Genomic DNA, 25,716 nt, shown 5'->3' on the forward strand with positions numbered 1-25,716 from the left:
CTAAGGGTGTTTTTAAAAAATTCCCAAGTTGATGAAATCTGGTGTTTTGTCAATCATCCCTATTTATGTAAAGGTCTCTATGAAAAACATTCGTAATTTTTCAATTATTGCTCATATTGACCACGGTAAATCAACCATTGCTGATCGCTTTATTCAGTTTTGTGGTGGTTTGAGTGATCGGGAAATGTCAGCACAAGTACTAGATTCTATGGACATTGAAAAAGAACGAGGCATTACCATTAAATCTCAAAGTGTTACGCTTGATTATCAGGCTAGAAATGGTGAAACTTATCAATTAAATTTTATTGATACACCGGGTCATGTGGATTTTTCTTATGAAGTGTCTCGCTCACTTTCTGCTTGTGAGGGTGCACTACTTATTGTTGATGCATCACAAGGAGTTGAAGCGCAAACAGTTGCAAATTGTTATATGGCACTAGACCAAGGTTTAGAAGTAGTGCCTGTACTTAATAAAATTGACTTACCAGCAGCAGACCCTGAGCAGGTGGTGGATGAAATTGAAGATGTGATTGGCGTTGAGGCGCATGATGCGGTTCATGCCAGTGCCAAATTAGGCATTGGTATTGAGGATATTTTAGAACAAATTGTAGAAAAAATCCCCGCCCCCAAAGGTAATATTGATGCACCTATTAAAGCTTTAATCATTGATTCTTGGTTTGATAATTACTTGGGTGTGGTGTCTTTAATTCGCGTGATTGATGGCGAAATTAGAACCAAAACAAAAATTAAGATTTTCTCAAACGGTGAAGAACATTTGGTAGATGAGGTGGGTGTGTTCACACCTAAGCGCAAAAAAACAGACAGTTTAAAAGCAGGAGAGGTTGGGTTTTTAATTGCCAGTATTAAAAATATTGATGGTGCACCAGTGGGAGATACCATTACAGGTGCTAAAAATTCTGCATCAGAACCTTTGGAAGGTTTTAAACCTGTACAACCTCGTGTATTTGCAGGTATTTTCCCCATTTCTGGTGAAGATTACGAGAAGTTTCGCGATGCCTTGGCAAAACTTCGTCTAAATGATGCAGCGTTGCAATACGAACCTGAAAATTCAGATACATTGGGTTTTGGCTTTCGCATTGGGTTTTTAGGTTTACTGCACATGGAAATTGTTCAAGAGCGCTTGGAGCGAGAATACGATCTTGATTTAATTACCACTGCACCGACTGTCATTTATGAAATTCTTGACACTAGAGGCACTATTCACAGAGTAGATAGCCCCTCAAAAATGCCAACTAATCAAGGTATTGCTGAATTTAGAGAGCCAATTATTACAGCAAACATTCTAGTAACTGACGAATACGTGGGTGCAGTAATTAGCTTATGTGTTGAAAAACGTGGCGTGCAAAAAAATATTACTTATATGGGCAGGCAAGTGTCCCTTATTTATGAATTACCACTCAATGAGGTTGTGCTTGATTTTTTTGATCGATTAAAATCTGTATCACGCGGTTTTGCCTCCATGGATTATCATTTTGAGCGTTATCAAGAATCTGATTTAATTCGCCTAGATATCATGATTAACCAAGAGCCAGTAGATGCGCTAGCACTTATTATTCACCGAGACGATTCTGTGCGCAAAGGGCGTGAATTGGCTGAAAAGATGAAAGAGCTTATTCCACGGCAAATGTTTGATGTTGCTATTCAGGCCTGTATTGGTTCCAAAATTATTTCACGCTCAAACGTAAAAGCCCTTAGAAAAAATGTGACTGCTAAATGCTATGGTGGTGATGTTTCGCGTAAACGAAAACTACTTGACAAACAGAAAAAAGGCAAAAAACGTATGCGTAGCATGGGTAGAGTGGACATTCCTCAGGAGGCATTTTTAGCAGTTTTACATATCGATTGACAATATCACTTGCTGTTTTGTTTTACAACAGTTTACAAAAAGATATACAATAATATTATAATTGCTATTAGTTTGTAACTAATAGGTGTTGTTATGACGCCTTTACTCAGTGCAAGAATTGACAATGATACAAAAATCAAACTTGTAAACAAATTGGACTTAACCCTTCTTAAACCATTAAACTATTCGTCATGGTGGTTATTAATTCTGGCTCAATTCCGTTTAAATTAATCGCTAAACAGTCCAACCAAGAAACTATAAAGGCTATGCAAGAATTAGAAAGTGGTAATGGTATTAAAGTTGGCGGAGTTAAAGCATTATTTAAAGAGCTTGATGTTGAGATGTAATGTTGGAAATTGTTTATTCAACACAATTTAAAAAGGATTTAAAAAAAGTTAGGAAATTACCATTGCCTGATTTAAGGGCTGTTTTTGAAATGATTCAAGCTTTAGAAAAGCAACAAAGGTTACAGGAAAAATATAAAGACCATTGTCCCAGTGATCATTATATTGATTTTCGAGAATGCCATATTAAGCCTGATTTATTACTTGTTTATCAAACTAGTTTTGTTGAGCTTAAACTTATTAGAATTGATAGCCCGCCCCACAGCGAATTATTCTAATTCAAAAGCCTTTCTAAGACGAATTTAGAGCCAAAATAAGCAATAACCAAAATACCAAAGCCAATTTGTGTGGCAGTGATGGCTTGCTTTCCACGCCAGCCAAAGGCTTTTCTGCCAAAAACAAGTATGGCAAAAATAATCCATGCAATAATTGAAAGGGTGGTTTTATGTATCAAGTGTTGGGCAAATATATCTTGTATAAAAATAAAGCCAGAAAGTAATGATAAGGTTAATAAATAAAAACCAATTCTAAGGCTTTGAAATAGCAATGCTTCCATGGTTTGTAGTGCTGGCAGTTTGTTGATAAAGCCATTAACTTTTCTTGCGTGCAAGTACTTTTCTTGGATTTTTAACAATACAGATTGGCACACTGCTAAAGCCAATAAGGCATAGGCAGTGATTGATAAAAATACGTGTGAAGCAATATTTAGTGGAATGACTTTGTTTATCGTGTCTGGAAAGGTGATACTAAAGACTAGTGTGAATGCCACTAATGGGTAAACCAATATGCCTAATGCGTGCACAGGTTTGGATAATGAGGATAAAAACAACAAAACAGCAATCAACCAAGCAACAAATGAGGCACTATTTGCTAAGCCAAAAACAATGCCTTTGTCACTCCAAAAGTGACTAAAGGTGAGCGCTTGTGCAATCATGGCAAAACTGACCAACAAAAAAATGGTTTTTTGATGCTGGTGCTGGGTTTTATTTTTCACAAAATAACGCATTAGTAAAAGGGCTGCAACCAAATACAAAGCTATCGCAAAGTAAGATAAAAGCATAATCAACTTTTGAATTAATACAAAGTACTATAATACGACACTTTAGTTATATTTATTTAAAAATGTTTGATAATTTAACCGAGCGTCTACAAAATAGTTTTAAAGTCTTACAAGGAAAAAACAAACTATCTGAATCCAATATTAAAGAGGCAATTCGTGAAGTGCGTCGTGCACTACTTGAGGCTGATGTTGCACTTGAGGTGATTAAGGTATTTTTAGACCAAGTTCAAACCAAGGTATTAGGGCTTAAAGTTGGACAAGGGCTAAAACCATCACAAGCATTTATTAAACTGGTTGAAACTGAATTAACTGAGATTATTGGTGGTGAGACCGAATTGCTTGATTTAAAAACCCAGCCGCCAGCTATTATTATGGTGGCAGGTTTGCAAGGTGCGGGTAAAACCACCTCAATTGCCAAGCTTGCACTTTATTTAAAACAGCGTGAAAACAAAAAAGTATTAGTAGTCAGTGCTGATGTTTATCGTCCTGCTGCTATTGAACAATTAGAAATATTAGCCAAGCAAGTTGAGGTGGATTTTTTCCCATCAACAATTGGTGACAAGCCTTCAGATATTGTTACTAGTGCTAAAAAGCACGCACAAAAACAATTTTTTGATGTTTTATTGGTTGATACCGCAGGTCGTTTGCATATAGATGAGCAAATGATGGATGAAATTAAAACCTTACAGAATAAAGTCAACCCAATTGAAACTTTGTTTGTGGTTGATTCTATGACGGGTCAGGATGCGGCGCATACTGCCAAAGCATTTGCTGATGCATTGCCATTAACAGGGGTTATTCTTACCAAAACTGATGGTGATGCTAGAGGTGGTGCGGCATTGTCTGTGCGTCATATTACGGGCAAGCCGATTAAGTTTTTAGGTATTGGTGAGAAAATTGATGCCTTGGAGCTATTCCATCCAGAGCGTGTGGTTTCAAGGCTTTTGGGTATGGGCGATGTACTTTCATTGGTAGAAGAAATTTCACGTAAGGTTGATCATAAAAAAGCGCAAAAGTCCGTCAAAAAAATGGCTAAAGATCAATTTGATTTATCCGATATGCGTGACCAACTTTTGCAAATGGAGCAAATGGGTGGTATGGAAGCATTGATGGACAAACTGCCAGGTATTATGATGGGTCAAATTCCACAAAATGTTAAAAATCAAATCATGGGTGGGGCTGAAACCAAGAAAATGGTTGCCATTATTAATTCGATGACACCTAAAGAGCGTAGCCACATTAAGCTCATTAAAGGTTTGCGCAAGGCGCGTATTGCTAATGGCTCTGGTACGAACGTCCAAGCAGTTAACAAACTCATCAAGCAGTTTGAAAAAATGCAAAAACAAATGAAAAAAATGGGCGGTGGGAAGATGCAAAAAATGATGGCTAAAATGGCAGGCGCTGATGGTATGCCTGATTTCTCTAAGATGAAATTGCCTAATATGGATGGCGGTAATAAGTTTCCTTTTTAAGGGTTACTAGATTTCAATAGTACCTGTCATGTATTTGATGGCTTTGCCAGAGATTTTTACTCTTTGACCTAAGTGTTGACATTTAACTTCGCCACCTCGTTTTGAGAGTTGTTTTGCAATTAGGTTGTTTTTATCAAGTTTTTTGACCAATACGGAACAAGCTGGGTGAATGAAGAACCTGTAACAGGATCTTCATCGATGCCATATTTTGGTACGAAACACCGAATAACAAAATCAAAATCACCTCCTTTGCTGTAATTACAACCCTTCTTAAATCCAATTGACTTAATAAGGATAGGTATGGTTTTGCAGTTAATATGTTTTGTTCGTCTTTAAAAACGACAATATAATCTTCGGATTTGAGACATGCAATGGGTGTTATTGAAAATGCGTTTAAAATTTGTTCAGGTATTGGAGGTTGGGCTGGAAAATCCATTTCTAACCATTCTTTATTTTTAGTGACAATTAGAGTACCACTCTTTGATGAAAATTGTATTTTATTTTGCTCATATTCAAGAATATTAAACAATACAAATGCAGCGGCAAGTGTGGCATGACTGCATAAGTTAACCTCACAAATAGGCATGAACCACCTGATTTTATAAGTTAATCCAGTGGGAACAGAAAGTGCCGTTTCAGAAAGATTATGTTCACTTGCTATTGATTTGCATAAGTTCATCAGATGGCCACTTTTCAAGTGGGCAAACTGCTGCAGGATTGCCTTCAAATAGTTTGTTTGCAAAGGCATCAATTTGATAGATGGTTAATGCCATATTTTATGTTGATGAATTAGTGATTTATTCGATATTTGGCAGATTGAGCATGGGCTTGCAAACCCTCGCCATCCGCCAAGATAGCAGCTACTTCACCCAGTGTATTTGCGCCTTGGTGTGATACCATAATTAAGCTTGATTTTTTTTGAAAATCATACACACCCAAAGGGGATGAAAAACGCGCTGTACCTGAGGTGGGTAATACGTGATTTGGCCCTGCGCAATAATCCCCTAAGGATTCACAAGTGTGACGGCCCATAAAAATTGCGCCTGCGTGTTTAATGTCATCCAACATGGCTTGTGGATTTTCAACAGACAGCTCTAAATGTTCAGGTGCAATTTGATTAGATAGAGCAATGGCTTCATTCATATTTTTGGTGTGAATGAGTGCGCCACGGTCTTTAAGTGCGGTTTTAATGATGGCTTTTCTATCCATGGTGGGTAATAATTTAGCAATGCTTTTTTCAACTTGATTAATAAAATCAGCGTCTGGGCATAGTAGGATTGATTGTGCGTTTTCATCGTGTTCTGCTTGAGAAAATAGATCCATAGCAATCCAGTCAGGATTGGTTTTTCCATCACAAATAATTAAAATCTCACTAGGACCAGCAATCATATCAATGCCAACTTGGCCAAATACTGCACGCTTGGCTGTTGCTACATAAATATTACCAGGACCTACAATTTTATCTACTTTTGGTATGGTTTTTGTACCATAGGCAAGGGCTGCGATTGCTTGTGCGCCACCTACTGTAAATACTTGAGTGATGCCTACAATATATGCTGCTGCTAATACTAATGGATTGCTGATGCCATTGGGCGTTGGCACAACCATAATTAAAGACTCTACACCAGCAACTTTAGCCGGAATGGCGTTCATTAAAACAGAAGAAGGGTAAGCTGCTTTACCACCAGGAACATACAAACCGACGTGATCAAGTGGTGTGATTTTTTGCCCCAACATTGTGCCATCATCTTCTGTATAACTCCAAGTGCTTTGTTTTTGCTTTTCGTGGTAAAGGCGTACGCGGTCTGCTGCTATGGTTAGTGCAGATTTTTGTTTTTCATTAAGGGTGTCAAATGCTTGTTTAAGTACAGGCAGCTTAATGGTTAAATCTTTCATGCTAGAGGCATTGACACCATCAAATTTATTCGTGTAATCAATTAAAGCGCGATCACCACTATTACGAACATTGGTAATAATATTATCAACCGTTTGGGCGACCTCTTTGTTAGAAACGTTATCCCATGCAAGCAATGAGGCAAGTTTTTCTTGAAAATCAGATTGTGTGGCGGTTAATTTAGTAATCACAAGCTGTGCTCAATATTGTGAATCCAAGACTTAATTTGTGCATTTTTGGTTTTAAATGAGGCGGCATTTACCACCAAGCGCGAGCTAATCTCTTCAATGTGCTCAAGTGGAATAAGGCCATTGGCTTTTAAGGTGTTGCCAGTATCAACCAAGTCAACAATACAGTGCGCTAAGCCAACCTTAGGTGCTAATTCCATTGCACCATAAAGTTTGATTATTTCACAAGACTGGCTTTTTTTTTGAAAATAACGCTTGGCTGAATTGACATACTTAGTGGCTATTTTAAGTGTGCTCTGCTTAAGTTTGTCTTGTGATTCGGCAGCCACCATCAGTTTGCATTTAGCAATACCTAAATCCAGTACTTCGAATAAATTATTAGAGCCATGCTCAAGCAAGACATCTTTGCCAGAAATACCCATATCAGCAGCACCGTGTTGTACAAATACAGGCACGTCAGTTGCACGAATGATAATAACCTGAACACCAACAAGATTGGTGTCAAGAATTAATTTACGTGAGTTTAGTTCTTCTTTGGCAATGATTAAACCCGCTTTTTCAAGTAAAGGTAGCGTTTGTTTTAAAATTCTACCTTTAGATAATGCAATAGTTAGCATAAGTTTTTAATCCTGTACGCGTTCAATTTGAGCGCCTAGTAGTTTTAATTTTTCCTCAATGGTTTCGTAACCACGATCTAGATGATAAACACGTTCAATCGTTGTGGTGCCTGTTGCTGCTAGTCCTGCCAATACCAAGGATGCTGAAGCCCTTAAGTCGGTTGCCATTAAATGCGCACCTGTCAAAGATTTTACCCCTTTGCAAACAACGGTGTTGCCTTCTAAAGCGAGGCTTGCGCCCATGCGTGATAATTCAGGAATGTGCATAAATCTATTTTCAAAAATAGTTTCAGTAATGGTGCTATGCCCATCAGCAATGGCATTGAGTGCTGTAAATTGTGCTTGCATGTCTGTGGGGAAATTTGGATAAGTACTGGTTTTTATATTAACAGCCTTGGGTCGTTTTCCTTTCATATCAAGCGTGATTGAATTTTTTTCAGTCTTAATGTCTGCACCAGTTTCAAATAATTTTGCAAGAATGGCGCGCATTGATTGATAACGCACATTTTTAATGGTAATTTTGCCACCTGTGATGGCTGCAGCAACAAGATAAGTGCCTACCTCAATCCGATCAGGACAAACTGCATAAGTCACGCCTGATAATTCATCAACCCCTTCAATGGCGACAATTGAAGTGCCAGCACCAGAAATTTTCGCACCCATTTTAATTAAGCAATTAACCAAATCTACAATTTCAGGCTCTTGTGCGGTATTATGAATGGTGGTTGTACCTGTTGCCAAAGTTGCTGCCATGATGATGTTTTCAGTGGCAGTCACTGAAATTTGGTCAAAATGTATTTCAGTGCCAATGAGTTTTTTAGCTGTAGCGTAAATATAGCCGTTTTCAACCTTAATAAAAGCACCTAAATCTTCTAATGCCTTTAAGTGTAAATTAACAGGGCGTGAGCCAATTGCACAGCCACCAGGTAGGGATATTTTTGCTTTACCATATTTGGCAAGCATTGGTCCGAGTGCTAAAATTGAAGCACGCATGGTTTTAACTAAATTGTACTGAGCAACCAAGTTGGTTAACTTTGAGCTATCTACAAACAAAGAATTGTCTGATTCTAGTATAAATTCTGCGCCCATATCCATTAATAACCTAAGCGTGGTTGAAACGTCACTTAAATGTGGTGTGTTGGTTAAAGTAATGGGGCTATTAGCCAATATTGAGGCAAATAAAATGGGTAAAGATGAGTTTTTTGACCCCGCGGCTTTAATGTGGCCATTTAGAGTAATACCCCCATTAATAATAAGCTTATACATTATTTAGACAATTTTTCAAGTTTCTTTTTTGACTTTAGAATCAAGCTGTCAATGCCTTTTCGTCTAATATATGAGTTAAATTGAGCACGATAATTTTTAACAATACTGATGCCAGAAAATACAATGTCATATACATGCCAAGTGTTAAGACGTATCATTTTTAGAGAAATAATACTGGGTTTTGGGTCATCATTAACGTTAATAATTAATTTTACAATGGCTTTATCATCCTTGCGTTTAACGTCAGGATCTACTGAGATGTGAACACTGTCAAGTTTGCCATAACTGGATAAAACACCTGCATAATCTTGAATTAAAGATTCTGAGACATAGTATTGAAAAAACTGTTTTTGTTGGATGTTCAAGCCATCCCAATGTTTGCTTAATACAATTTTAGTGGACACGCCTATGGCGATATTAGGCAGAAGCTTTAGTCGAACTAAAGCTTCGATATTTTGCTTTGTGGCTTTTTTTTGTTTTTTTAATTCTTTTAAAGAACTTAGGACGCTAACCATAACATTAAGTGCGGCTGAATTAGGCGGGTCAATAATATCCACAATTGCTTGATGAGTTGTATTTGGCGTTTTATCTATTGCTAAAGCAGAATTTATAGGCAAAATAGATAATATAATAAGGAGTGTTTTAATCACATTTTTTAAAAGAGAAATCAACTTAAATCAAATTTTACCTTTGTAAGTGTTTTTTGTATAGATGCCAATTAAAGAAAAGCTACAATTTTTAACCACCAATCCTGGTGTTTATCAAATGTTTGATAAGCAAGACCAAGTGATTTATGTAGGTAAGGCTAAAAACCTAAAAAATAGAGTATCAAGCTACTTTGTGAAAACACATGAGCAGAATAAGACTAGGGTTTTAGTTGCAAATATTAAGGACTTTAAAGTAATCGTTACTGCAACAGAAACTCAGGCTTTGTTGTTAGAGTCTGAACTAATTAAGCAGTACATGCCAAGATATAACATCTTGTTGAAAGATTCAAAAAGCTATCCTTATATTTTTATCAGCCATGACAAGCATCCTAGAGTGGGTTTTTATCGAGGTAAAAAGCATCAGAGTGCTCAATATTTTGGCCCCTACCCTTCGGCTCATGTGGTTAGGGATTCGCTTAATTTACTTAAAAAAATCTTTAAAGTTAGACAATGTACTAATAGTACTTACCGATCACGCTCCAGACCTTGTTTAGAATATCAAATAGGGCTATGTAGCGCACCTTGCGTTAACAAAATTAGCGATGAAAATTATCAATCAGATGTGTTGATGATGTCTTTGTTTTTGTCTGGCAAAGGTAGGGAAACCCTGGAAAAGGTGTCAAAGAAAATGCAATTTGCCTCTCAAAATTTAGAGTTTGAATTGGCAGCACGCTTGCGTGATCAATTGATTGATTTGCGCACCATTCAAGAACAACACACTTCAAGTGCCAGTAATGACTTAGATGTGGTTAGTATCGCCCAGCAAGATGGAGTAAGTGGTATTGAGGTGTTATTCATACGTTCTGGTAAGCAAATTGGGCAAGTATTTATTTTGCCTAAAAACTCAAATAACCAAGATATTAAACAAGTTTTATCTGCTTTTTTGCCTTTGTATTATTTGGGCAAAAACACCCCAAAACAAATATTAATTAGCCATAAGTTGAGTGATAAAAAAACAATTGCCTCAGTTTTAAATACGCACATTATTGATACACCAAATAAAGACAAAAAGTATTATCTAAATATTGCTAATTTAACCGCTAAGGAAAATCTTAATCAAAGTTTATTATCAAGATTTAGAAAAAAATCAACACTTGTGCATTTGCAAGTTATTTTGGAATTGGGCAAATTTCCTAATTATATTGAATGCTTTGATATTAGCCATATGATGGGCGAGGCAACTGTTGCCTCGTGCGTAGTATTTGAAAAAGGCGTACCAAAAGTGAGCCAATATTGCCAATTTGACATTAAAAATATTACCCCTGGTGATGATTATGCCGCAATGAATCAAGTTGTGTACCGGCGTTATTCTAAATTACTAAAGGATAAAAAGCCTTTACCAGACATTATTTTTATTGATGGCGGATTGGGGCAGCTCAATCAAGCCATCATGGTGATGAATTCAATCGGTGTGGATGATGTACAATTGGTAGGCATTGCCAAAGGAGAGAGGCGAAAAGCAGGGCTTGAGACTTTAATTACAGTTAAAGATGATAAAGTTAATAAAATCAATCTACCACCTCATGATCCTGCACTTATGTTGGTCAACCACATTCGAGACGAGTCACATCGTTTTGCAATTAAAAATCATCGAAAGAAACGCGCTTCAAAACGTACAACTTCAATACTAGAATCCATTATAGGCGTGGGAAAGTTACGCAGAATGGCACTGCTTAATTATTTTGGCGGTTTGCAAGAAGTGAAGAAGGCATCGATTCATGAAATTCAAAAAGTCAGTGGTATTAATTTAGCATTAGCGACTAAAATAGTTGAAAAACTTAAAGGTTAATATGTTTATTAGAATACTTGTGATTGCTTTTGTTATCGGCTACTTTGTATGGTGGATTAACAATCGATTTTTTGGCAAAAATTTAAAAATGGCCAGAGTGATTGCTACCACACTTGTCGTTATTAGTGTTATATACTTGCTTTTGGGTAGTTTGTCTTATTTAATTGAAGGGGTTTGACGATGTAATAATTTGGACTCTTTTATTTAAAAAGTGAATCTTAAAAGCTACGCCATATAGATTATTTTTATTAGCCAGTGCCCTATCTTATAGCAGCACACTAAAAATAGTTGTTCTTTAAAATAGCACGCTTATTTTTTTAATTCTTTTTTGACAAGACTAACGCATTAAGATGCTTAGTTTTATTGATAACTTTATTTGATACATTCACTAAAATTGATAAATTAGACACCTCCCAAACGGGTAAATCACGCATATGATCACCCATGTAGTCGAAGCCTTTATCACCAAAGCGCTCAATTAGTTTTTCTGCTTTATTGTGCGAAGATAAATTAAAGTTTTTGTTGCTTGCCATGATATCATCAAATAAATCAATTTTTTTAATGGTTGTTTGTTGGTTATTATGGGTAAAAAGATCAAAATCCTGTTGATTATTTTTTGCCTGAGTTTTTTCTGTTTTAAGATAATTACTAACAGCAAAAGCATATAGTTTATGTGAGGCGGTGGCAAGAATGATTTTATCGCCTCGTTTTTTGCGTTTTTTGATATAGTCAATGACGTTTTGATTGTAAGGCAAGGTGCTGACATCAATGGAAAATCGCTTGGTTAATTGTTCTTTTAAATAGCCTTTTCCACGCAAGAACCAAAAGGGATAAATAAAAATAAGCAATGGATTTTTTTTTAATGCACCCATTGAAGATTCATACAATAAATCTGTATCAATCAATGTATGGTCTAAGTCAACGATTAATGGTGTCATTCTAAAGCCTCCCATTTTTCATAATATCTTTCAAGGTCAGCCTCTAATCTGGCAAGTGTGATTAAGGCATCTTGAGATTTTTCTTGTTGAAAAAACTCAGGGTCTGATAATTGTAATTGAATTTGACCGATTTTTATTTCAATTTGTTCAATTTTTTTTGGCAAATCTTTAAGTGTTTGCTGTTGTTTGTAGCTTAATTTTTTAGTGTTTATTGTTGGTTTTTTAGTTGTTTTAACTTTAGGTTTGTCTTTTTTCTGGTCTAATTTGTCTTGTTTTTGAATCAAGTAATCATCATAACCACCAGCATATTGGTTGATAACGCCATCGCCATCCATAACAACTGTAGAGTCAACAACATTATTTAAGAAAGTCCTATCATGTGAGATTAAAATTAAAGTGCCGCTATAATCTACTAGCATTTCTTCTAACAATTCAAGCGTTTCAACATCAAGGTCATTGGTTGGCTCATCAAGCACCAATAAATTGGCAGGTTGGGATAAAATTTTAGCCAACATGAGGCGATTTCTTTCACCGCCAGAAAACATTCTAATCGGTGCCATGGCTTGCTTTCCAGTAAATAAGAATTGACGCAAGTAGCCAATAATATGCTTACTTTTTCCACCAATATCAATACGTTCACGACCTTCAGAGACGAAATCCATGGCTTTCATGTTAGGATCAAGATATTCACGCATTTGGTCAAAGTAGGCTAATTTAATGGTTTTTGACCTGCGAATAGAGCCACTATCAGGTTGTAATTCATCAAGCAGGAGTTTAATGAAAGTAGATTTTCCTGTGCCATTGCCACCAATAATACCGATTTTTTCACCTTTTAAAACCAGCATAGAAAAATTTTCAATCAGTTTAATGTCAGCAATTTGGTAGTTAATTTTTTTAACTTCAAAAACCAATTTGGAAACGCGGTTTTCATCATCCAGTGCGTGGATTTTAACTTGACCTTTTTTCGCACGGCGATTTATAAACGATTCACGCATAGATTGTAAAGCACGAACACGCCCTTCATTGCGAGTACGTCTGGCTTTAATGCCTTGCCTAATCCAAGTTTCTTCTTGCGCAAGTTTTTTGTCAAATCGCGCATTGGCAATTTCTTCAGCATGCAGTTGTTCATCTTTGCGTTTGACGTAATCAACATAACCACAATTAAATACTGATAAATTGCCACGATCAAGATCAAACACGCGATTAACAATGCCTTTAATAAATGAACGATCATGACTAATAAGCACCAAGGTGCTATGATAATCTTTTAGCATACGCTCAAGGTCAAGAATGGCAGTAATGTCCATGTGATTAGTTGGCTCATCAAGCAATAACACATCCGGCTCTTGGATTAACGCTTGAGCCAGCATTACTCGCCTTCTCCAACCACCAGAAAGTGTGGATAAAATTGTATCAGCATTGAGCGTAAAACGATTAAGAATAGCTTGAATTTTATGTAAATATGGCCAGCCATTTAACTGATCAATTTTCTCTTGTACCTCGCTAGCCTGCTCTAATTTTCCATCATTAATTAAATGCTGGTACTGTTTGAGAATAATGCCCATTTCTCCCAGACCTTCTGCCACAATGTTAAATAGATTTTTGTCATTATTTTGTGGCAGTGTTTGCTCTAAGTAGCTAATTTTGGTGCCTTTTTTAATTTTTAATTTGCCATCATCTGGCTCAATTGTGCCAGCAAGAATGCGTATAAAAGTAGATTTTCCTTCGCCATTTCTACCAATGAGTGCGATTTTATCGCCTTTATGGATGGTTGAACTTACCTTGTTTAAGATAGGTTTGTCAGAAAAACTAAGAGAAATATTGTCAAGCGTAATAAGTGGCATGGGTTAAAATTATTTTTTTTAAATAAAATTTTATTGTGCGCTATTTTATTCAATTTTTATTACTATTAGAACTTATTAATCCTGCTTATGCTGAGAGTATTGAAGCTAAAAGTTTTGTTAATAGTCAGCAGCAACAACTCTATCAGACGTTAATTAACGAGATTCGCTGTCCAGTTTGTCAAGGTCAAAGCATTGGCAGTTCGAATGCGGGATTGGCTAAAGATTTACGCGAAAAAGTCAGAGAATTAATATTAAAGCAAAATACCGATGATAGTATTCGGAAGTTTATGACGGATCGATATGGCGATTTTGTCGTGTTTAAACCACCGGTTAACAAAAATACCTATTTGTTATGGTTTGCACCTTTTGTGTTTTTGGCTTTAGGCCTGTTCTTTTTAGTACGCTCTTTATCAACTAAAAAACCTAATGTTAAAAGCACTGTAGATACAACCAAGGCTAAAGATTTATTAAAATGAGTCAGCAACAATTATTTATTAAAACCCACCGACGTGGCGCTATTGAAATTACACAACAAGTGAATAATGTTATTGCTATACAAGGTCATTTAGTTGAATTGTGCCACGTGTTTGTACTTCACAGTTCGGCATCACTTATGATTACTGGCAGTGAAGATTCAGATATATTATTAGATGTTGAAGATTATTTGCAAAAAACAGTGCAGGATGCAAACCCCAAATATCGACATAACAACAAAGGTGATTTTGACATGTCAGGACATATTCGCACAATTTTGACTGGTGAGGCTAAAACCATTCCTATTGTTGATAATAAATTGGGTTTGGGTCAATTTCAAGGGTTGTTTTTATACGAACATCGAGCCGGTGAAAACACTAGAAAATTGATTATAACGCTATCGTGAGTAGTAAAACCGAACTAAGTGATTTAATCATTAAAGCTTATGCACATCAAAAAAATGGTGAATCATTAAAGGCAATTACAGCTTGGAATAATTTGCTCAATCATCAATTCGCTGATAAAGATTTAAAAGCCAGTATACGCATTTAAACTTAGGCAATTTACATCAATTAGAAGGTAATGATGAGGGTTAGCGATTCAGAGCATGTCAAATGCCATTAAAGCCAATCCAAATAGTTCATAGGCGTATTATTGCTTGGCTTATATGGTACAAGAAAATCAATCTTTTGAACAGGCTATTGGCTATTTTGAATGGGCTTTGGTCACAAGCAGAACTAGAACAAAAAACACATTAAGGAGTCCGGTGAGCGACCAAGATAACAATAAATTAATGATTGAAAGAAAATCAAAATTGGCTTTATTAAGAGAAGCTGGCAATCCATTTGTTAATAATTTTAAGCCTGAAAATTTAGCGCAAGATATTATTCAAAAATTTGACGGTTTTTCTAAAGAAGTGTTGGCGCAAAAAAATGTGCAAGTATCTATAGCAGGGCGGATGATGCTCAAGCGTGTGATGGGCAAAGCTAGTTTTACACATGTACAAGATTCTAGTGGACAAATTCAGCTTTTTATCACTCGTGATGAGTTGCCTGAAAGTTTTTATAATGAGCAGTTTAAAAAATGGGATATTGGCGATATTATTGGCGCTATAGGTGTTTTATTCAAAACCAATGTAGGTGAATTATCCATTCGTATTAGTGATATTAAGTTGCTGACTAAGTCATTACGCCCACTGCCTGAAAAATTTCATGGATTAAGCAATCAAGAAATTCGTTATCGTCAGCGTTATGTTGATTTAATTATGAGTGAAAATTCGCGCAACACGTTTAAGCGTCGCAGTCAAATTGTCGGCTATATTCGCAATTTTTTTAATAATCATAATTTTATCGAAGTAGAAACGCCCATGTTGCAAACCATTCCAGGCGGCGCAATAGCCAAACCATTTGAGACGCATCATAATACATTAGACATGCCCATGTATTTGCGTATTGCACCTGAGCTTTATTTGAAGCGTTTAATTGTTGGTGGTATGGATAAAGTGTTTGAAATTAATCGTAATTTTAGAAACGAAGGACTTTCCACAAGGCACAACCCAGAATTCACCATGATTGAGTTTTACCAAGCCTATGCCACGTATCATGATTTGATGAATTTGACAGAAAGATTATTCCGTGGTATTGCACTTGACGTCTGCGATAGTGCTAATATTCATTACCAAGGCGATGATTTTGATTTCTCTAAGCCGTTTGAGCGTATCAGCGTGTTTGATTCAATTTTGCAATACAACCCAAGGTTAACAGCAGCCGATTTAAATCAGGATAACGCTAAAAAAACAGCAGAAGAATTAGGCATTCAAGTCAAAGAAAATTGGGGTTTAGGTAAAATTCAAATTGAAATTTTCGAAGCTACTGTTGAAGAAAAGCTCATTCAGCCCACTTTCATCACGCAGTATCCAACTGAAGTATCACCACTAGCACGGTGTAATGACGACAATCCATTTATTACCGACCGATTCGAACTGTTCATTGGTGGTCGTGAAATTGCCAATGGCTTTTCTGAACTTAACGATGCACAAGAACAAGCTGAACGTTTTAAAAAACAAGTCACAGAAAAAGACACAGGTGACGATGAAGCTATGCACTATGATGCTGATTATATTCGCGCCCTAGAATATGGTATGCCACCCACAGCGGGCGAGGGCATCGGCATTGATAGATTGGTGATGCTATTTACTGATTCACCATCAATTCGTGATGTGCTTTTATTTCCACATATGCGCCCCGAAGTAAAATGAAAAAATATCAACTAGTTTAGGTTTATTGGCGTCAGTAAATGAATCAAGATTCTTATCAGTCCATGTTGGCAATCGTGCAATCATTTCACGATAAGCATGATTTTAAAAATCATGGCGGTGAAGATTTGGCTTATCGTGTGGCATTAATGGCAGAAGAGTTGGGTGAAATATCTGCTTGTGTGACCAAGGGAAAATCTAATGAAGATTTGGCAGAAGAATCAGCAGATTTATTGATTTTATTGATAGGTACGGCGATTAGTGCTAGTTTTGACCTTAATCAAGCCTTCTGGAAAAAGATGGAAAAACTTAACAAACGTCAATCAAGAATGGTTAATGGAAAAATTAGGGTGTCTGAATTTCGAGGTGTGGATAAATGAGTCAAAATACAATGCCAGTTTTAACCATTGATGGCCCAAGTGGGGTTGGAAAAGGCACTGTGGCAAGAATTGTGGCACAAAAACAAAACTGGTATTTGTTAGATTCTGGCGCGATTTATCGTGCTTTTTCTTTAGCGGTTGATGCTAGAGAGGTTGATATTACTGATGAAAAAGCCTTAGGAAAAATCGCACAAACCCTTGATTTAGAATTTAAAACCCAATTAGGCAATGAACTTGTGAGTGTTTATCTTGATGGTAAAGACGTGTCCACGATTTTACGTACAGAGAAAACAGGCGAGATGGCTTCAAAAATTGCCTCTATTGGCGTGGTTCGTACCGCTCTTTTAAAGCGTCAGAAAGACTTTGCTAAACTACCAGGATTGGTGGCAGATGGCAGGGATATGGGCACAATTGTTTTTCCTGATGCACCATTTAAAGTATATTTAACTGCAAGTGCTGATGAGCGAGCTAATAGGCGCTTAAAACAATTGCAAGCGCAAGGCAGTAAGGGTATAATTTTGCAAATCTTAGCAAAGGTGAAAGCGAGAGATGAGCGTGATAGTTCGCGTAAACACTCTCCACTTAAACCTGCTAAAGATGCACTTATCATTGATACCACTGAGTTATCTATTGATGAGGTTATCGCTCAGGTGGTAGCATTAATTGAGGCTTAAGCGGTTAAACCTCTTAAATAAATTAACCCGATAATGTACTAGGCATATACCGTAAATAGCTTAAGAATTACCGGTCAATATCAAAATAATAATATGTCAGAATCATTTGCTGAGCTATTTGAAAATAGCGTAGAACAACAAAACGTAAAAGTTGGTGCTCTTTTAATGGGAACCATTGTTAGTATTAATCGTGAAAAAGCGATTATTAATGTTGGACTTAAATCAGAGGGCTTTATCTCTCTAGACGAATTTAAAAATCCACAAGGAGAATTAGAGGTTGAAGAGGGCGACATTGTTGAAGTTGCACTTAAATCAATTGATGATGGCTTGGGCAATACCTTGTTGTCACATACAGATGCTAAGCGTATTAAGCTATGGCAATCACTTGAATTGGCAATGAACTCTAAGGAAGTTGTAACTGGCGTTGTAACTGGTGCTGTTAAAGGTGGTTTGACGGTTGATATTGGTGTAGTTAAAGCATTCTTACCCGGTTCATTAGTGGATATACGTCCTGTGAAAGATTTTTCATATCTAACTGGTCAAGAAATTGAGGTTATTGTTATTAAGATGGATGAAGTTAGAAATAATATTGTGATTTCTAGAAAAGCTGTATTACAAGAAGTTAACTCTGCTGATAGGGAGGCGCTACTTGAAGGCCTTGAAGAAGGTAAGGAAATTGAAGGTATTGTTAAAAACCTTGCAGATTATGGTGCGTTTGTTGATCTTGGTGGTGTTGATGGCTTGTTGCACATTACAGATATTTCTTGGCAACGTGTTAATCATCCATCTGAAAAATTAACAATTGGCGATAAAATTACTGTTAAAGTACTTAATTACGATAAAGAAAAAATGCGCGTATCATTAGGACTTAAACAGTTAGCTGCTAGCCCTTGGGACAACATTTCAGACCGCCTACCTATCGGCAAGAAAGTACCAGGTACGGTTTCTAACTTAACAGATTATGGCGCATTTGTGCGCATTGAAGAGGGTGTTGAAGGCTTGGTTCACGTGAGTGAAATGGATTGGACAAATGCCAATGTTCGTCCTTCTAAAATTGTTAAATTAGATCAAGAAGTTGAAGTGGTTGTATTAGATGTTCAAGAGTCCAAACATCGTATTTCATTATCCATGAAGCAAGCTCAAGAAAACCCTTGGGAAGCATTTGAGGCAACACATAATAAGGATGACAAAATCCTTGTTAGTGTTAAATCAATCACTGACTTTGGCTTGTTTGTTGGTCTTCCAGGTGGTATTGATGGCTTGATTCACTTGGCTGATATCTCACGGGAAAAACAATCCTCAGATCAATTGGTGTCTAGTTATTCTAAAGGACAAGAATTGGAAGTGGTTATTTTGAATATTGATGCTGAAAAAGAGCGTATTTCTTTAGGCATTAAGCAGCTTTCAGAAGATGACTTTATGCAGTATGTATCTGCTAATAGCAAAGGTTCAATTGTTAAAGGTGTCATTATGGAAGTTGATCTACGTGGTGCAGTCATTAGTTTGGGTGAAGACATTACAGGCTATTTGAAAGCAGGGGAAATTTCAGAAGATCGTGTTGATGATGCAACCTTGGTATTAAAAACTGGCGAAGAAGTAGAAGTTGCAATTGTGCATATTGACAGAAGAGCTCGTAATATTTCAGTCAGTATTAAAGCTAAAAACTTAGTGGAAGAAAAAGCAGCAATGAAAGATTACAACAAACAATCTTCTGATGCAGCAACTGGTTCTACATTGGGCGATTTGCTGAAAGAAGCAAAAGACAATAAATAACACTTAAAAAACAATCATGTAGTGATATGTGATTGTTTTTTTGTTTATTATGAAAAAGACCGACCTTATTTTAAATTTATCAGACAGTTCTGATTTATCTAAAATTGATGCCAAAATAGCGGTTGAGGTAATTTTGCAAGAATTAACGCAAGGCATTATTTCTGGTCAAGGTGTTGAAATAAGAGGTTTTGGAGGTTTTTACAAGAAACACCGTAAGGCTCGTCAGGGTATTAACCCTAAAACTAGCGAAAGGACACAAGTAGATGAGAAGTTTGTACCATTTTTTAAGCCAGGTAAATTACTTAAAGAAATCGTTAATAAAGCCTAGTTTCTGATTGATTTATAAAGTGTGATTAATGTATAATTTCATTTTTTTTTACGAGAAGTATTAAAATGCTTAGAGCGTTAAATAAATAGGGGCGTTAGCTCAGTTGGTAGAGCATCGGACTTTTAATCCGCTGGTCGAGCGTTCAAATCGCTCACGCCCCACCATACTATTAAAGGGATTCAAAATTATTGAGTCCTTTTTTCGCATTAATAAAAATTTAAATATACATAGGGGGCAATAAATGACAGTAAAAAAAGGCAAAGTGGTTAAGATGCGTTACACGCTAAAAAATGATTCTGGTGATGTGATTGATTCATCAAAAGGAAAGAGCCCATGCCGTTTATTCAGGGTTTTGGCAATATCATTCCAAGTTTAGAGAGTGCATTGGAGGGTATGAAAGCGGGCGATTCTTGTGAAGTCTCAGTGAGACCAGAAGATGCTTATGGCGTTCATCACCCAGAAGCCATTCAAGACATTCCTATGAAAGCCTTACAAGATATTGATAATTTGACAGTGGGTATGGAATTACAATCATCAAGATGAGCATGGAAATCCATTTATTGTTCGTGTTAAAACTATTAATAAGGAAACAGTAACGGTCGATGCTAATCATCCTTTGGCAGGCGAAACATTGCATTTAATGTGAGTATTGAAAGAGCATCAGAGAGGCCAGTAAGGACGAGCTGGAATATAGTCATGTGCATTCTAGTTCCTGCTCTCATTAGGCGTTTTTTCTAGATTGGCACATGGAAAGTCATTGTCCATTATGCCAATCAACTGATTGAAAACGCTATTTTAAAAACAAAGATTCAGATTATTTTATTTGTACCCAATGCGAGTTGGTTTTCGCGCCTGTTGAATATCATTTAAGTAGTATTCAAGAAAAATCTAGGTATGATTTTCATCAGAATAATCCTCAAGATTTACATTATTGACAATTTCTATCCAAAGTTTTCAACCCAGTATTAAGATATATTTCACCAAATGCTATTGGGCTTGATTTTGGTTCTGGCTCAAGTCCTACACTCTGTGTTATGTTTTTAGAACGAGGATACCACATAGATTTGTTTGATAAATTCTATGCAAATGACACTTCAATTTTTAATAATTATTATAATTTTATTACCTTAACTGAAGTGGCGGAGCATTTTGACAAGCCTGGATTTGAGTTAGATAGACTTTTTGCTATGTTGGATGGTGGTGGTGTCTTATCTATCATGACTAATATGCTAAATAGTGATACTAATTTTGAATACTGGCATTATAAGGACGATCCAACGCACATCTGCTTTTTTAGCCAAATGACTATGAACTACCTTGCCAATAAATGGGATGCAAGGATTAAGTTTTATGGTGATGATGTTGTTTTGTTCTTCAAATGAAATATCAAGTAGTCAACCTATTTAATTTAAGCGTATAATTATATAATTTTTTTTATAAACAAGAAAGTGACTGATGAATTTTTTTTGGATATTTATAGCATTAAGTGGTGTTTTGGCAGTGATAATGGGCGCAATGTCAGCACATGTTTTAAAGGATATTATGCAAGCAGAAGATATTACACGCATACACACAGCAGCTACTTACCAAATGTACCACACTTTAATGATTGCAATATTAGCTACGTGTTCGCAGCGTATTTCGTTTAAGTCTATCGATCAAAGTATTTGGCTTTTTATAGGGGGTATTGTGCTATTTTCAGGTAGTTTGTATTTATACACTTTGACCAAACTACATGGTTTTGTTTTTGTTACACCAGTAGGTGGTGTGCTATTGATGCTTGGCTGGTTAAGCGTGGCAAGACTTGCTTTTGTTTTTGCCAAACTAAAATAACACTTATCTAGAGGTCTTTATCTTAAAAAAAAGATAATCCCAGTATGCTGGGTTCTTATCTGTCATTTTTGTTAAATATTTTTTCACCCAAGGATTAGGTGATGTGTCGTTATTTTTTAGCAATTAGCTGCATTTTTATATTGATTAACACTCATGCTGATATTGGTATTATTAGTGGCAATCAAATGCTAGAATCGGTTAATAAGCAAATCGTCAATATTAACACAGATGAGTTAAAAGCCATTCTTGATACTGAACCCAATTTTTGACCGTACGCACACCTTCTGAATTGGCCAAATTAGGCACAATTAAGCGCAGTCAGAATGTGAATTATTACTAGGGGACTGGTTAGAGTTTCGAGTGGGTGATTATGTCAAGTCAAAGGACACGCCAATTATTGTTTATTGTGGCAAAAATATACGCTCGCCTAGCCGAAAAGACCTTATAGAATATAGGCTATATTAATGTTAAAAATTATGCTGATGGCTATTTTGCATGGAAAGGGGCATCTCACCCTATCAAAATTAGTGATTATGCAACAGACAATATTTTATATAGAAAGCCTATTCAAATCGCTAAAAATATTTATTCTGCGATTGGCGCTACTCAGCCACCTACTTATGAGAACTCAAACCATAATAACAATTTATCATTTGTTGTAACAATAGATGGTGTTTTGGTGTTTAATGCAGGTGGTAGCTACTTAATTGCAAGGGCTATGCATGAGTAGATTAAAAAAATTACTTCTCAATCTGTTAAATACGTGGTGCTAGAAAATTCACAAGGGCATGCTATTTTGGGTTCAAATTATTGGAAAGAACAAGGAGCAACTTTAATTGCACATACCAAAGCCTATAAAGAAATTCAACATCGGTCTGGTCTGAGGATATCTACGCACGTGCATTGAGAACACAAAAAGGTAAAATGATTCTAAATATGGGCGATACCGTCATTGAATTATTGCGCCTTGGCGCTTCTCATTCACCTGATGATATTCAGCTTTGGCTGCTGCCCCTAAAGCTGAAATTGTTAATTAGTGGCGATATGGCATTTAATGAACATATGTTGCTAGTGTTTGTCCATACTGATACTCACTGCTTGGATTAAAAGCTTGGGACGAGCTTGAAGCCTTACAACCTAAAATTATTATCCCAGGGCATGGTGCATCAACAGATTTAGCGACTATTACTAAATTCACTAAAGATTATTTGGTTTATATGCATACTCAAGTTGAAAAGGTATTAGATGATGATGGCGGTTTACTTGATGCTTATCATATTGACCAATCTGCTTACCAAGATTGGGGTACTTATAGTGAACTGCATAAGCAAAATGCTGAGCGTATTTTTAATACAAATGGAATTTGAATAATTAATCTTATTTATGCTGAAACTAGAGCTAAGTAAGATTGGTAGCGTTTTTTTTGAATTTCTCCTGATTTGACTGCCGATTTAATTGCGCATTTTGGTTCGTTAATATGAGCGCAGTTTCTAAATTTACAAGCGTTAATGAGCGGCTTAAACTCTTTAAATCCACTCAAAATTTCTTGATTAGTGAGCTTATTTAACTGAAATTCACGAACACCTGGGGAATCAATTAAATTACCACCTGAAGGAATGTGGTACAGTGTGGTATTGGTTGTTGCGTGTTTGCCAAGCTTACTTTTTTTGGATATTTCATTAATACGCAAATTTAAATTAGGTATTAATTCATTAATGAGCGAGGATTTTCCCACGCCAGATTGGCCTAGAAAAATATGAGTCTTGTTATTAAGTCGGGTTTTGAATTGATCAATATTGATTTGCTCTTTAACGCTTAAATAGTTCACTGAATAACCAATATTTTCATACATAGAAAAATCAGATTTAATGTGTTCAATGTCACCTGCTAATTCAATCTTATTAACCATAATATTAATGGGTAGTTTGGCATTTTCAGCCACCACCAAATAACGATCGATTAATTCAAACTGGTAATATGGCTCAATGGCAACCACCAACCATAGTTGGTTGATATTAGCAGCAATGAGTTTGTGTGCGCGATGAAGTTGATTATTGCGTTTAAGTAGGGCAGTAACAATACCTTGATTGGATTGTGTTATTTGAAAGATGACTTGATCGCCAGCAACGGATAAGTCAATATTGCGCCTAGCAGTGCATTGATATAACTTGCTTGATTTTGCTTTAACTAATAAACGCTGTCCATAGCGAGTAATCACCAGGCCTATTTGTGCTTTGTCAGAGTTAAGGGTTGATTCTTCAAAATTATCTGAGGCTTTATTTGCTCTAGCAATGCGCTCAGCTTGAATTTTTTCAAGTTGCCATTTTTGGCGGCGTGTTAGAAGCAAAACCGTATACTATTTTTTGAACTTATAATATTCATTGTTTAAGTGATTCACAACTGATTTTTCCTCATCAGGAAACCAATCAATGCTGAATGCGCTGACACAATTACTCACTTGGCGATTCAAATCAAAGTGATTGTGTAAACGCGAATTGTCTCGCGTGTAAAAAGCATCATCATGCTCAATAATATGACAAGCAATACAAGATTCTTTGTGTAATTCCTTGCCTTCTTCATTGGCAAATGTGGTACTTGATGCAATTAATATTGTGGTTAGTAATAATTGATTCATAAATTTTCCCTCTAGTTAGTTTTAAGTATACCGTTTATCGCTTATAAGTCTTAAGCTGATTAATGCGAATTGACGCACTTGGATGAGAATCATGAAAAGCAGAGTATAAATAATCTGGCGTGAGGGTTGCAGCATTATCTTTATATAACTTCACCAGCGAAGATGCCAAATCATCTGCATTGGTATGTTTAGCGGCGAAGTTATCGGCTTCAAACTCATGCTTCCGTGATAGGTAATTATTAACAGGTGCAATAAAAAAACTAAATACTGGTACGGTTAGTGTAAATAAAATAAGAGCTGTATGATTTGAAGGATGGCTAATACCAAGTCCATGAAAAAACCAGTCCTGATTAATCAAATAGCCAAGCAACGCCAAACCAAGTAAGGAAATTGTAAACGAACTGAACATGTGTTTGCGAATATGTTTGTGATGAAAATGCCCCAGTTCATGAGCAAGAATTGCTTGTACTTCATCATCATTCATACCTTTAAGCAGTGTATCAAAAAACACAATGCGTTTGTTTTTACCAATGCCTGTAAAGTAGGCATTGCCATGCGATGACCTTTTAGACCCGTCCATCACAAATACGCCGTCACTTTTAAATCCTGTACGCGTAAGTAAATGATCAATCTTGGTTTTTAACTTAACATTATCTAGCGGCTTAAATTGATTAAAAATTGGCGCAATATAAGTGGGATAAAGCCAAAACATCAATAGTGAAAATCCAGTGAGAACCAGCCAAACATAAATCCACCAATATTCACCCATGGCACTCATTAAATAAAGAATGACATAAATCAGTGGCAAACCAATAATCAGCATAAGTAACGTGCCTTTGAGTAAATCCATGATAAAGGTTTTCACACTGGTTTGATTAAACCCAAATTTTTGTTCTAATACAAAAGTCTGATACACACCAAATGGTAAATCAATCAAACTACCTAACACCATCAGACTCACCACAAAACCCACACCTATGTATAAGGCGTTGTCAGTTTGCGCTTGCCAAGTGTTGTCTAAGTAGTCCAATCCGCCACCAAGTGTCCATAGTAGCAATATGGCAGTTGAAAATATAACTTTAAAATGATTTAATTTGAGTTTAGCTTGTGTGTATTCAGCTGCTTTTTGGTGTTCTTTTAGCGTAATTTTTTTGCTAAATTCGCTAGGTATTTTATCAAACGATTGAATAATCGCCTTGCTTTGTCTGACGTTTAACCACAATAAGGTAATAACATAACTAAAAGCAGCTATTAGAAAAATTAAAGTAAATAGATTAAATGTCATGCTTTATTAACAAAAAATAAAAATAGATATTTTACCTAGGTAATAAAAAGATTTTTATTAAAAATCTAGCCAAGGAATAATCAATAATTGTAAA

General features: G+C 36.1%; 32 protein-coding genes, 1 tRNA gene and 1 pseudogene. 21 read left to right on the plus strand and 13 right to left on the minus strand.

The features are described 5' to 3' along the window. Nucleotides 1-79: 79 nt before the first annotated feature. The 3 genes from lepA to CVPH_RS03970 all read left to right on the plus strand — a co-directional run bounded on the left by lepA (nt 80) and on the right by CVPH_RS03970 (nt 2,489). Entirely contained in the window at nt 80-1,867 is a 1,788-nt protein-coding gene (gene lepA / locus CVPH_RS03960; protein ID WP_201342421.1) for a translation elongation factor 4, read from the plus strand. A 176-nt stretch (nt 1,868-2,043) separates the two neighbouring features. Further along, nucleotides 2,044-2,214, plus strand: a complete 171-nt coding sequence (locus CVPH_RS03965) for a type II toxin-antitoxin system RelB/DinJ family antitoxin (protein ID WP_425353128.1) — start codon at nt 2,044-2,046, stop codon at nt 2,212-2,214. After that, the gene (locus CVPH_RS03970; RefSeq protein WP_201342214.1) at nt 2,214-2,489 is read left to right on the plus strand and encodes a type II toxin-antitoxin system RelE/ParE family toxin; all 276 of its coding nucleotides are present in this window, start codon (nt 2,214-2,216) and stop codon (nt 2,487-2,489) included. The genes CVPH_RS03965 and CVPH_RS03970 overlap by 1 nt, the downstream gene beginning before the upstream one ends. On the opposite strand, the gene CVPH_RS03975 is transcribed toward CVPH_RS03970, so the two are convergent. Next, nucleotides 2,486-3,205, minus strand: coding sequence for a cytochrome C assembly family protein (locus tag CVPH_RS03975; protein ID WP_342590467.1), 720 nt, complete (start codon nt 3,203-3,205; stop codon nt 2,486-2,488). The two genes, CVPH_RS03970 and CVPH_RS03975, sit on opposite strands and share 4 nt — an antisense overlap. A 128-nt stretch (nt 3,206-3,333) precedes the next feature. Between CVPH_RS03975 and ffh the strand changes: the two genes are divergently transcribed. Further along, nucleotides 3,334-4,743: a signal recognition particle protein gene (gene ffh / locus CVPH_RS03980; RefSeq protein ID WP_201342216.1), complete on the plus strand. Its 1,410-nt coding sequence runs from the start codon at nt 3,334-3,336 to the stop codon at nt 4,741-4,743. Between the two features lie 6 nt (nt 4,744-4,749). On the opposite strand, the gene CVPH_RS10990 is transcribed toward ffh, so the two are convergent. The 7 genes and pseudogenes from CVPH_RS10990 to CVPH_RS04005 all read right to left on the minus strand — a co-directional run bounded on the left by CVPH_RS10990 (nt 4,750) and on the right by CVPH_RS04005 (nt 9,358). After that, entirely contained in the window at nt 4,750-4,893 is a 144-nt protein-coding gene (locus CVPH_RS10990) for a hypothetical protein (protein WP_342590468.1), read from the minus strand. Further along, the gene (locus CVPH_RS10995) at nt 4,863-5,060 is read right to left on the minus strand and encodes a PhzF family phenazine biosynthesis protein (RefSeq protein WP_342590474.1); all 198 of its coding nucleotides are present in this window, start codon (nt 5,058-5,060) and stop codon (nt 4,863-4,865) included. Before CVPH_RS10995 ends, CVPH_RS10990 begins: the two co-directional genes overlap by 31 nt. Before the next feature lie 155 nt (nt 5,061-5,215). Next, nucleotides 5,216-5,491: pseudogene (locus CVPH_RS11000) on the minus strand (PhzF family phenazine biosynthesis protein); the annotation flags it as partial. 41 nt (nt 5,492-5,532) lie between these two features. Then, nucleotides 5,533-6,828, minus strand: a complete 1,296-nt coding sequence (gene hisD, locus CVPH_RS03990) for a histidinol dehydrogenase (protein ID WP_201342217.1) — start codon at nt 6,826-6,828, stop codon at nt 5,533-5,535. Beyond that, complete coding sequence (gene hisG, locus CVPH_RS03995) at nt 6,825-7,442, minus strand: ATP phosphoribosyltransferase (RefSeq protein WP_201342218.1); 618 nt, start codon at nt 7,440-7,442, stop codon at nt 6,825-6,827. The genes hisD and hisG overlap by 4 nt, the downstream gene beginning before the upstream one ends. Before the next feature lie 6 nt (nt 7,443-7,448). After that, entirely contained in the window at nt 7,449-8,708 is a 1,260-nt protein-coding gene (gene murA, locus CVPH_RS04000; RefSeq protein ID WP_201342219.1) for a UDP-N-acetylglucosamine 1-carboxyvinyltransferase, read from the minus strand. After that, nucleotides 8,708-9,358 (minus strand): MlaC/ttg2D family ABC transporter substrate-binding protein, encoded by a 651-nt coding sequence (locus tag CVPH_RS04005; RefSeq protein ID WP_201342220.1) that lies wholly within the window; start codon nt 9,356-9,358, stop codon nt 8,708-8,710. The genes murA and CVPH_RS04005 overlap by 1 nt, the downstream gene beginning before the upstream one ends. A gap of 61 nt (nt 9,359-9,419) precedes the next feature. Between CVPH_RS04005 and uvrC the strand changes: the two genes are divergently transcribed. Further along, nucleotides 9,420-11,204 (plus strand): excinuclease ABC subunit UvrC, encoded by a 1,785-nt coding sequence (gene uvrC, locus CVPH_RS04010; RefSeq protein WP_201342221.1) that lies wholly within the window; start codon nt 9,420-9,422, stop codon nt 11,202-11,204. A gap of 1 nt (nt 11,205) precedes the next feature. After that, nucleotides 11,206-11,382 (plus strand): hypothetical protein, encoded by a 177-nt coding sequence (locus tag CVPH_RS04015; RefSeq protein WP_201342222.1) that lies wholly within the window; start codon nt 11,206-11,208, stop codon nt 11,380-11,382. A gap of 139 nt (nt 11,383-11,521) precedes the next feature. On the opposite strand, the gene CVPH_RS04020 is transcribed toward CVPH_RS04015, so the two are convergent. Next, the gene (locus CVPH_RS04020) at nt 11,522-12,142 is read right to left on the minus strand and encodes a hypothetical protein (protein WP_201342223.1); all 621 of its coding nucleotides are present in this window, start codon (nt 12,140-12,142) and stop codon (nt 11,522-11,524) included. Next, nucleotides 12,139-13,986, minus strand: a complete 1,848-nt coding sequence (locus tag CVPH_RS04025) for an ATP-binding cassette domain-containing protein (protein WP_201342224.1) — start codon at nt 13,984-13,986, stop codon at nt 12,139-12,141. The genes CVPH_RS04020 and CVPH_RS04025 overlap by 4 nt, the downstream gene beginning before the upstream one ends. A gap of 35 nt (nt 13,987-14,021) precedes the next feature. Here CVPH_RS04025 and CVPH_RS04030 point away from each other — a divergent pair, with 35 nt between their 5' ends. From CVPH_RS04030 to CVPH_RS04100, 15 genes are all read left to right on the plus strand, one after another. Further along, on the plus strand, nt 14,022-14,462 hold the full coding sequence (locus CVPH_RS04030) for a cytochrome c-type biogenesis protein (protein WP_201342225.1): 441 nt from the start codon (nt 14,022-14,024) through the stop codon (nt 14,460-14,462). Further along, nucleotides 14,459-14,866: a secondary thiamine-phosphate synthase enzyme YjbQ gene (locus CVPH_RS04035; RefSeq protein WP_201342226.1), complete on the plus strand. Its 408-nt coding sequence runs from the start codon at nt 14,459-14,461 to the stop codon at nt 14,864-14,866. The genes CVPH_RS04030 and CVPH_RS04035 overlap by 4 nt, the downstream gene beginning before the upstream one ends. Further along, complete coding sequence (locus CVPH_RS04040) at nt 14,863-15,012, plus strand: hypothetical protein (protein ID WP_201342227.1); 150 nt, start codon at nt 14,863-14,865, stop codon at nt 15,010-15,012. Before CVPH_RS04035 ends, CVPH_RS04040 begins: the two co-directional genes overlap by 4 nt. Nucleotides 15,013-15,226: 214 nt before the next feature. Continuing rightward, nucleotides 15,227-16,717, plus strand: coding sequence for a lysine--tRNA ligase (gene lysS / locus CVPH_RS04045; protein WP_201342228.1), 1,491 nt, complete (start codon nt 15,227-15,229; stop codon nt 16,715-16,717). Nucleotides 16,718-16,755: 38 nt separating this feature from the next. Continuing rightward, nucleotides 16,756-17,094, plus strand: a complete 339-nt coding sequence (locus CVPH_RS04050) for a MazG nucleotide pyrophosphohydrolase domain-containing protein (protein ID WP_201342229.1) — start codon at nt 16,756-16,758, stop codon at nt 17,092-17,094. Beyond that, entirely contained in the window at nt 17,091-17,768 is a 678-nt protein-coding gene (gene cmk, locus CVPH_RS04055; protein WP_201342230.1) for a (d)CMP kinase, read from the plus strand. The genes CVPH_RS04050 and cmk overlap by 4 nt, the downstream gene beginning before the upstream one ends. A gap of 66 nt (nt 17,769-17,834) precedes the next feature. Beyond that, entirely contained in the window at nt 17,835-19,541 is a 1,707-nt protein-coding gene (rpsA, locus tag CVPH_RS04060; protein ID WP_281064674.1) for a 30S ribosomal protein S1, read from the plus strand. 49 nt (nt 19,542-19,590) lie between these two features. Next, a complete protein-coding gene (locus tag CVPH_RS04065) occupies nt 19,591-19,869 on the plus strand; it encodes an HU family DNA-binding protein (protein ID WP_201342422.1) in 279 nt (92 codons plus the stop codon). An 88-nt stretch (nt 19,870-19,957) separates the two neighbouring features. Next, nucleotides 19,958-20,033: transfer RNA gene (locus CVPH_RS04070), tRNA-Lys, on the plus strand. 169 nt (nt 20,034-20,202) lie between these two features. Then, a complete protein-coding gene (locus CVPH_RS10115; RefSeq protein WP_225879803.1) occupies nt 20,203-20,412 on the plus strand; it encodes an FKBP-type peptidyl-prolyl cis-trans isomerase in 210 nt (69 codons plus the stop codon). A 431-nt stretch (nt 20,413-20,843) separates the two neighbouring features. Next, nucleotides 20,844-21,251, plus strand: a complete 408-nt coding sequence (locus CVPH_RS04080; protein WP_201342423.1) for a methyltransferase domain-containing protein — start codon at nt 20,844-20,846, stop codon at nt 21,249-21,251. A gap of 73 nt (nt 21,252-21,324) precedes the next feature. Further along, nucleotides 21,325-21,702 carry a DUF423 domain-containing protein gene (locus CVPH_RS04085; RefSeq protein ID WP_201342232.1) on the plus strand — a complete coding sequence of 126 codons (378 nt, stop codon included), beginning with the start codon at nt 21,325-21,327 and terminating at the stop codon, nt 21,700-21,702. 101 nt (nt 21,703-21,803) lie between these two features. Beyond that, entirely contained in the window at nt 21,804-21,971 is a 168-nt protein-coding gene (locus tag CVPH_RS04090) for a hypothetical protein (RefSeq protein WP_201342233.1), read from the plus strand. A 634-nt stretch (nt 21,972-22,605) separates the two neighbouring features. After that, nucleotides 22,606-22,809 carry a hypothetical protein gene (locus CVPH_RS04095; RefSeq protein WP_201342234.1) on the plus strand — a complete coding sequence of 68 codons (204 nt, stop codon included), beginning with the start codon at nt 22,606-22,608 and terminating at the stop codon, nt 22,807-22,809. Nucleotides 22,810-22,919: 110 nt separating this feature from the next. Further along, entirely contained in the window at nt 22,920-23,069 is a 150-nt protein-coding gene (locus tag CVPH_RS04100; RefSeq protein WP_201342235.1) for a hypothetical protein, read from the plus strand. Nucleotides 23,070-23,083: 14 nt separating this feature from the next. On the opposite strand, the gene rsgA is transcribed toward CVPH_RS04100, so the two are convergent. Genes rsgA through CVPH_RS04115 form a run of 3 tightly spaced genes read right to left on the minus strand, consistent with a single transcriptional unit; the run spans nt 23,084 to nt 25,622 of the window. Beyond that, nucleotides 23,084-24,049, minus strand: a complete 966-nt coding sequence (rsgA, locus tag CVPH_RS04105; protein WP_201342236.1) for a ribosome small subunit-dependent GTPase A — start codon at nt 24,047-24,049, stop codon at nt 23,084-23,086. A 9-nt stretch (nt 24,050-24,058) separates the two neighbouring features. Further along, entirely contained in the window at nt 24,059-24,337 is a 279-nt protein-coding gene (locus CVPH_RS04110; protein ID WP_201342237.1) for a hypothetical protein, read from the minus strand. A 34-nt stretch (nt 24,338-24,371) separates the two neighbouring features. After that, nucleotides 24,372-25,622, minus strand: a complete 1,251-nt coding sequence (locus CVPH_RS04115; RefSeq protein ID WP_201342238.1) for a M48 family metallopeptidase — start codon at nt 25,620-25,622, stop codon at nt 24,372-24,374. Between the last annotated feature and the right edge of the window lie 94 nt (nt 25,623-25,716).

The sequence above is a fragment of the Abyssogena phaseoliformis symbiont OG214 genome, from assembly GCF_016592595.1.
In the GTDB taxonomy this organism is placed as follows: domain Bacteria; phylum Pseudomonadota; class Gammaproteobacteria; order PS1; family Pseudothioglobaceae; genus Ruthia.

Coding starts and splice junctions, on each gene's coding strand:
- cmk (WP_201342230.1), top strand. CDS start 17,091: ATGAGTCAAAATACAATGCCAGTTTTAACCATTGATGGCCCAAGTGGG.
- CVPH_RS04025 (WP_201342224.1), bottom strand. CDS start 13,986: ATGCCACTTATTACGCTTGACAATATTTCTCTTAGTTTTTCTGACAAA.
- uvrC (WP_201342221.1), top strand. CDS start 9,420: ATGCCAATTAAAGAAAAGCTACAATTTTTAACCACCAATCCTGGTGTT.
- CVPH_RS04015 (WP_201342222.1), top strand. CDS start 11,206: ATGTTTATTAGAATACTTGTGATTGCTTTTGTTATCGGCTACTTTGTA.
- CVPH_RS04090 (WP_201342233.1), top strand. CDS start 21,804: ATGTGTCGTTATTTTTTAGCAATTAGCTGCATTTTTATATTGATTAAC.
- CVPH_RS04050 (WP_201342229.1), top strand. CDS start 16,756: ATGAATCAAGATTCTTATCAGTCCATGTTGGCAATCGTGCAATCATTT.
- lepA (WP_201342421.1), top strand. CDS start 80: ATGAAAAACATTCGTAATTTTTCAATTATTGCTCATATTGACCACGGT.
- CVPH_RS04065 (WP_201342422.1), top strand. CDS start 19,591: ATGAAAAAGACCGACCTTATTTTAAATTTATCAGACAGTTCTGATTTA.
- CVPH_RS04100 (WP_201342235.1), top strand. CDS start 22,920: ATGCATACTCAAGTTGAAAAGGTATTAGATGATGATGGCGGTTTACTT.
- CVPH_RS10115 (WP_225879803.1), top strand. CDS start 20,203: ATGCCGTTTATTCAGGGTTTTGGCAATATCATTCCAAGTTTAGAGAGT.
- CVPH_RS04020 (WP_201342223.1), bottom strand. CDS start 12,142: ATGACACCATTAATCGTTGACTTAGACCATACATTGATTGATACAGAT.
- CVPH_RS04115 (WP_201342238.1), bottom strand. CDS start 25,622: ATGACATTTAATCTATTTACTTTAATTTTTCTAATAGCTGCTTTTAGT.
- CVPH_RS03970 (WP_201342214.1), top strand. CDS start 2,214: ATGTTGGAAATTGTTTATTCAACACAATTTAAAAAGGATTTAAAAAAA.
- ffh (WP_201342216.1), top strand. CDS start 3,334: ATGTTTGATAATTTAACCGAGCGTCTACAAAATAGTTTTAAAGTCTTA.
- CVPH_RS04035 (WP_201342226.1), top strand. CDS start 14,459: ATGAGTCAGCAACAATTATTTATTAAAACCCACCGACGTGGCGCTATT.
- CVPH_RS04110 (WP_201342237.1), bottom strand. CDS start 24,337: ATGAATCAATTATTACTAACCACAATATTAATTGCATCAAGTACCACA.
- hisG (WP_201342218.1), bottom strand. CDS start 7,442: ATGCTAACTATTGCATTATCTAAAGGTAGAATTTTAAAACAAACGCTA.
- murA (WP_201342219.1), bottom strand. CDS start 8,708: ATGTATAAGCTTATTATTAATGGGGGTATTACTCTAAATGGCCACATT.
- CVPH_RS04085 (WP_201342232.1), top strand. CDS start 21,325: ATGAATTTTTTTTGGATATTTATAGCATTAAGTGGTGTTTTGGCAGTG.